At 50.1% G+C, this 6168-nt stretch carries 9 protein-coding genes; all 9 read right to left on the reverse strand.

The genetic code is table 11. The features are described from left to right. Positions 1–74 precede the first annotated feature (74 nt). Positions 75–689 carry an ImmA/IrrE family metallo-endopeptidase gene (locus BN162_RS13390; RefSeq protein ID WP_002592912.1) on the reverse strand — a complete coding sequence of 205 codons (615 nt, stop codon included), beginning with the start codon at positions 687–689 and terminating at the stop codon, positions 75–77. Between the two features lie 11 nt (positions 690–700). After that, positions 701–1069 carry a helix-turn-helix domain-containing protein gene (locus tag BN162_RS13395; protein WP_002569119.1) on the reverse strand — a complete coding sequence of 123 codons (369 nt, stop codon included), beginning with the start codon at positions 1067–1069 and terminating at the stop codon, positions 701–703. A gap of 131 nt (positions 1070–1200) precedes the next feature. Next, positions 1201–2163: a helix-turn-helix transcriptional regulator gene (locus tag BN162_RS13400; RefSeq protein ID WP_007862353.1), complete on the reverse strand. Its 963-nt coding sequence runs from the start codon at positions 2161–2163 to the stop codon at positions 1201–1203. Between the two features lie 28 nt (positions 2164–2191). Then, entirely contained in the window at positions 2192–2332 is a 141-nt protein-coding gene (locus BN162_RS18795; protein ID WP_007862354.1) for a hypothetical protein, read from the reverse strand. Beyond that, on the reverse strand, positions 2333–3211 hold the full coding sequence (locus tag BN162_RS13405; protein ID WP_007862355.1) for a DUF4261 domain-containing protein: 879 nt from the start codon (positions 3209–3211) through the stop codon (positions 2333–2335). After that, entirely contained in the window at positions 3208–4083 is an 876-nt protein-coding gene (locus BN162_RS13410; RefSeq protein ID WP_007862356.1) for a hypothetical protein, read from the reverse strand. The genes BN162_RS13405 and BN162_RS13410 overlap by 4 nt, the downstream gene beginning before the upstream one ends. A 26-nt stretch (positions 4084–4109) precedes the next feature. Further along, positions 4110–4889: a hypothetical protein gene (locus BN162_RS13415; protein ID WP_002576912.1), complete on the reverse strand. Its 780-nt coding sequence runs from the start codon at positions 4887–4889 to the stop codon at positions 4110–4112. A 15-nt stretch (positions 4890–4904) separates the two neighbouring features. Beyond that, positions 4905–5768, reverse strand: a complete 864-nt coding sequence (locus tag BN162_RS13420; RefSeq protein WP_020225633.1) for a CbrC family protein — start codon at positions 5766–5768, stop codon at positions 4905–4907. A gap of 15 nt (positions 5769–5783) precedes the next feature. Next, the coding region (locus BN162_RS13425) for a DUF4253 domain-containing protein (RefSeq protein WP_040452118.1) at positions 5784–6168 on the reverse strand (385 nt) is incomplete at its 5' end.

Raw genomic sequence — 6168 nt, forward strand, 5'->3', positions numbered from 1 at the left:
AACATATTAGGTACAAAATAGCATAGCAGAGGAGCGTGAGAGAGGGCAGTGCCTCTCTCTATTCCCCCATTTGGTTATATCAGGTTTCTGGATTTTAGACGAATCTGCATTGCTTGCTTGGAAACCTCAAAAATATTTGCCATTTCAGCAATGAGCTGTTCATCTGTCCGGCCTATTTTAAGCCGGTAAAAACATTTTTTGATCTGCGGTAAAGGCATCAGCAGAGCAGAAGCCAGAGTATCCGCCTGACGCTCAATTATGCCATGACTTTCGTCGGAAGAAACATTTCCGTTATAAGCAGCAACATCTCCAGTACCAGAGTACAACTTCTTATGTAGTACCCAATGAGCCAGCTCATGGGCACAGGTAAAACGGAGCCGCCCTAATTTTGACGGATCACAAAGCCGTTCATCAATTAAGATTGTACCGGCTCTTACTGCAATCATTCGATACTGTCTCTGTATCTGGTCATATAAGACAACAGCACCGTCATCGAAAATTGTTTCCCCTAATATCTTGGGGTTTTTTCTTAGTGTATGAAACTCCAGGATTAGATCAAACTTTGTCTCGATAATGGTTTCGATTGGCACAGGACATGGTTGCCCGGATAGCAGAGAGGGATCATATTCCATCAGGATTTTTCGCCCTACTGCCTCGATTGCTTCTGTACGGATTTGTGGAATTGACAAAGCTCTCCCCCCTATCGTTTACGCTCCTTTAGCATTTTCATAAATGTCTGCCATTCTTCATCGGTAGCATCTACTTCTTTTGCCACACGCAAGGCTGCCCGAACAATATCTTTTTCCATGATATAGTCTGGCAAATCAGCAGATACTGTATTGCGTGATTTTGCAGCCAGATCCAAAAGCAACTCATGTTCTGATTTATCCAAATTCAGAAAGGCAGAGATGCGTTCCACAAAATCTCCATTGGGTGCAGGACGGCGGCTTTGCTCAATATCACACAGATAACCGTAAGCAATATTCAAATGCTTGGCTGTATCGCGTAAATTGAATTTGTGCGCCTTGCGTTTCTCGGCTATAAATGATCCAAAAGTTATATTGCCCACAGCATTCACCTCTCATTTGTTCAACGAACTGCGAACATCTTGCTTATATTGTATATCGAACATCTGTTCACTTCAAGGATAAAAATTTCATTTGAAAAGAGGTGTTAAAAATCAATAACACCTCTTTTGCGCTATATAAATTCCTGAGCGATTTGCTGCATTTCCGTAATGCACTCTTTGGGAGAGAGAATTTTTATTTTCCCTTTGAATTTGAATATCCAGCCATAAAAAGTTCCACTGGGGTTCACTTCAATTTTGGCTGTGAAGTGTGTATCATCATACCTATCAACAGCAGCATCTTCTCCATAATGATCTATGATTACTCTCATCAATTCGTTTTCACATAGAAGGGTTACTTCCTTCGATGACTCCGATGTAAACATATCAACCATTTTATTTGTATAGGAGGCTACATCAAATCCCTCTATCGGCATAAAGTAAGTTTCCAGATTTTCTACACTTGTTAGCCGATCTACACGGAAGTGAGCAATTTTCTGATGCTTCAGAGAAAATCCAATCAAATAGTAATGGTCATTTTTCCATTCAAGCGCATAGGGATTTACGACATAATAATATCCATCGTGCTTTAAGATTTTCTTTTTTTCCTGAGTATATTCATAGTATTGGAACCGAATTTGCTGATGGTTTCCAATCGCTGTTTGGATATTATCAATGATATAGTAAACCTTTTCATTATGCGGTTTGACACGGCTGGATAAAGCAGCAAATTTTTGAAGCTGTTCTGCCTGATGTGTGCTGGTCAGACGGCATAATTTCTGTACCAGTTCCTCGGATTTCTTGGCAGAAATGATCTTCGAGGATGCTACTGCGTCTGTCAGCATTTTCAGTTCAGGATACTCAAACGGTCGGCTTCCCATAAAATATTGGTTTTGGGTACTCTTGACCACCACAATATCAATCCCTGCATCGATCAGCGCATTGGTATCTGCGTAAACAGTCTGCCGCACTGCCTGAATTCCTTTTCCATTCAGATGGGCAATGATGTCAGATACTGTGGCGGGATGGTTTTCATCGGTCCTCTCATAGAGAAACCGGAGTAATTCCAGTATCCGCATATTTGTTGAATTCTGCATACTTCACCTCCTCGATTCTTAAAATGGCCTATTTTGTATGGTGTCCAGCCCCAAAGACCAGAAGCAGGGCGACAGCACAGAGAAGCAGGCCGATCCAATTTCGATCTATAATCAGCTTGATCACCGCCACAAGCAGAAGTCCGCCTGCCAGGAGCACAACGCCATTCATTCAGCGTCCTCCCGAAGCATAGTTTCCCATGTTGATGTCCAGCACCCCTCTGGGCGGCTGGATCAGGGAGTCCTCATACTGGCACTTCCACTGGACCTCCCGGCACATCTGGCTATCCGCCACGCCGTCTATGGTTTCCCCATCCTGAATGGGGTTATCATGCTCCAGAATATAGGACGCTGCATTATAGGCGTGGTTTACCACCCAGTTGGGGTCCATGCCGTGGAAGTGGTACTGGAGATCCGGCAAAAACAGGGTGCTCATGCCCACCGTGTCGATGAGCATATCCTCCGTGCCCTCGATGTTGAAGAAACGGACATTGACGCCAAAGCGGATGAACCGATCCGGCCCCTCAATCTGATGGGAGCGCACATCCTCTGCCAGAAACAGCTTGCCGCAGTTCTGGAAATAGAACGCCTCACAGGTGGGGTACAGCTCTGCCAGAGCCTCCAGAAAGTCGGCATCCAGGTTGGCACGCTCCAGCGCTGGAAGCGCCGCAGTCAGCATATCGGTGGCCACCACCTGATATTTGCACTCCCGGAAGATCCGGTCACGGTCCTCCTGGCAGTCCCACATCTGGCTCATCAGAAAGGCATCAAAGCCTTTGCCCTTGAACTTGTCGCATTTCATCACCATCAGCTGTACCGGGTACTTGCCGTCCTGAAATTCCGCGACATGATCCAGGGCGGCAAAGCCGGCCATTTTCTTATCATAACAGAAGCACTCTGTTGATCCGATGTGCTTCTCCATTATGGCAGTCATTTTTTCTTTATCCGGCATTTCTACCGGCTCTTTGAACAGCATCTGAATGAGATAGGGACCTCCGGGCTGGGGGCCTTTTTTGTCGTCCAGATTTTGCTGGAAAGCTTTATTGCTCATTTGGGTTCCTCCTTCTTTTCTGGGAACAGTTTCCACCGAAACTCCAGCTCTTTCTGGACAAACTCTTTCGGCAGGCCGCGGGGGTTGGCGATGAGATACCATACCCGAAAGGTGCGCTTCTTCGGATCTGTTTCCTGCCGGTAGAGCTGATAGCCCGCCTCATCCTCCTGTGTCCACTGTCCTGTCTGCCGCTTGGCCTGCACAAAGGGTTCCACCACCTGGTCCAGTTCCTCTCTGGTGCGGCTTGAGGCCCAGGCTTGATCCACATCATTGGCGTGGGAGAGGTGGAACAACATCGAACCCATCCAGTTCTTTGCCTTGTGTCCAGGCGTTCCGCGCAATTCCGCCTGACGGCGGTACTCCTCCATCTGCTCCGCCGTTCCGTACCGTTCCACCATCTGCTCCCGCACATAGATGAACCAGCTGTAGTCCTCCGCCTCGGTGAAGGGGGCGCAGACCGGCTGTAATGCCTCCACGGGGTCTGCCTCGAAGCGGTCGATGAAGTCGAGGTAGTTGGCTTTGACCAGGGGCAGAAAGGTGTCCAGCAGCCCGGTGTTCAGCCGCAGGTCCTCTGTCAGCATCCGAAAGAATGAACCGCCTGTTGTGGGTTCAATTCTGAAAGAGTAGAGGTAGTCATCTCCCTGCTTTATGATACAGCTGAAGCCCACCTCCACATTCCCATGGCCGATTTCGTAGTCTATGTAGTTGTAGCGGCTCCGGTCAAACCAGATCTGATAGGTCAGCCCGTTTTTCATTTTCTTTTTGAAGTCGCCCTTTTTCAGACGCTTCCAGCCCTTTTCCTCCAGGCCCAGGCCGTTCCACAGGTAGTCCAGAAGTTCCTGAATTATATCTGCCGGCCGTTTTTGTTCCACGGTCTCCACCCCCTGACGAATTCTCTTTAATAGTCAAGCAGGATAGGCACCTGCTGCTCCTCGGCAAACCGCATGGCCCGCCAGAACATGGAGAAGGCAAACTTGGCAAGGGATTGAGTGTCATACTGGGTGTGTTCCGGGATGTCTGCCTTGCTGTACTGTCCATCTGAGTCTACGGTTCCGTCTACCGGGTATCCCTCCGTGTCTGCCCAGCCAAGGATAGTGTCCTCATCGGCTTGCCACGCCAGCTGGTTCAGCTTTTCCAGCTCCTTCCGCAGTCCGCCCAAGGTGGCGATAGCGGCGGTGTCATCGGTAGGCAAGGACCCTTGGAACAGAAAGCTGTCAGAAAGAGGGAGCCACCAGGTAGCCCCACGAAACAGGGACCACACCCGCTCCTCATCTGATGCAAGGCGGGCGACCAGAGGATGCTCCCCGAAGATCCAGTCCTTCTCCACGGTGGAAGGCACCGGTTCCTCGTATGTACGACAGGCGGCCACCAGCAGCATAGCGCCGAAGGCATCCCAATCCGGCTTGTCGGTGTAATAAGGTTTCTCATTATCTTCAAGCCAGGGAGCGTAGGGGGGCTGGCCCGGCTGAGAAATGGCGCTCAAGATCTGATCCCGCCAGTTCTCCACCGCCGCCTGGACCTCAGCCGGGGACATTTCTTCCTCGTTATCAGCAGGTTCCCCGTCCGGGGTGATGCGGTTGAAAGAGTATCCGTTTTCCTCCGCCCACTGCTGCACAACAGTTTTCCAGTTGTGAGAATAGTACCGGGTCAGCGTCCCGGCGTAGATGTCAAGTCCCATAGTAATGTCTCCTTTTCAATCAAAATCCATCCAGACCAGGTGTTTTCCGCAGTGGAGGCACTGGAACAGATAGCATTGCAGATGCCCGCCATTGACAGATTCCCGGATCATTTCTTTTTGCTCATCGTCCCACATCGGATCGTCCAGTACCTCCTCCAGCACACCCAGGGCCCGCAGTTCTCTGGCACCCACATGGCCCAGGTAGGCGCAGTAGTCGCCGCAGTGGGCGCGCCAGTATTCCTGCTGCCAGCCGGAGTAGCCGGGGGTGCGGTGGATCAGCTCGTCCAGCTTCTCCGGATCGTCTACACCATCATCCACAGAGAAATCATCTTGAAAACTACCGTCATATTTCCGGGCTGCTTCGCCGTTGGCGATGCACTCTGGGCACAGATATGCAATATCCTCCACGGCGTAAAAGGGGGCTGTATAGAAAATATGGGTCGTCTTGCCACAGCAGTCGCAGACAACGCCGTCTGCGGATTCCTCAAAAGCCCCAGTTTCCAGAGGGTTTGGGTGATACCGGAAGGCGGGCAGGCCCAGCTGGGCCTGCCGTTCCTTCTCTTTCTGCTTTTCCTCCGGCGTTTTGGGCTTGGGGAGAGCATAATGATTGCCCCAGTTTTCCGCATAGTCCTTCAGCGTGCCCAGCCGCTTGAGGGTCTTTTTATCGGAACGATTTCCGATTTGGCAGAGCAGTTCGTAGGCGTCCTTCTTAAAGTCCAGCAGGTCATATACATCCACCAGCACTTCCTTGGCCTGCTGATCCTCACTCTGCTCAAGTTCTTCCTTGAAGGTATATAGAGCGCGGACATTGTCTGGACCTTCATTGGTCGCAACAAACTGTTTTTTTAGTTCGATATAGGTTTTCTGATATTCTGTCATTGGTCGCACCTCCCATCAATCCCACCAGAAATACCAGACAGTGGACTGCCACAGGACATCTGCCAAGGAGCCAATGCTTCCATCCTCATTCTGATCCAGATCTGGGCAGAAGCCATATTGCTCCACAGCCACTTCCATAGCTCTTTCCTTGGAGATCGGAGTCGGAAGTTCAAACTCCAATTCATCGTGGCTCATGGCGGCAGGGATGGCACCATGCTGCTCGAACCAGTATTTCGCCACTGCCATCAGGTCCGGCGTGTCGGGGCACTCATTCCAATTTCCAAAGGGCAGATAGGCGAAGATCTCCCAGGGGTTCTTGACCGGAATTTTGGCCAGAATGAGCGGATAGGTCATGTGGCTATCCGAATCCCAATAGCAGGAGAAGCGGTCATTGTCATAG

It is taken from the genome of Holdemania massiliensis AP2 (assembly GCF_000327285.1).
In the GTDB taxonomy this organism is placed as follows: Bacteria; Bacillota_I; Bacilli_A; order Erysipelotrichales; family Erysipelotrichaceae; genus Holdemania; species Holdemania massiliensis.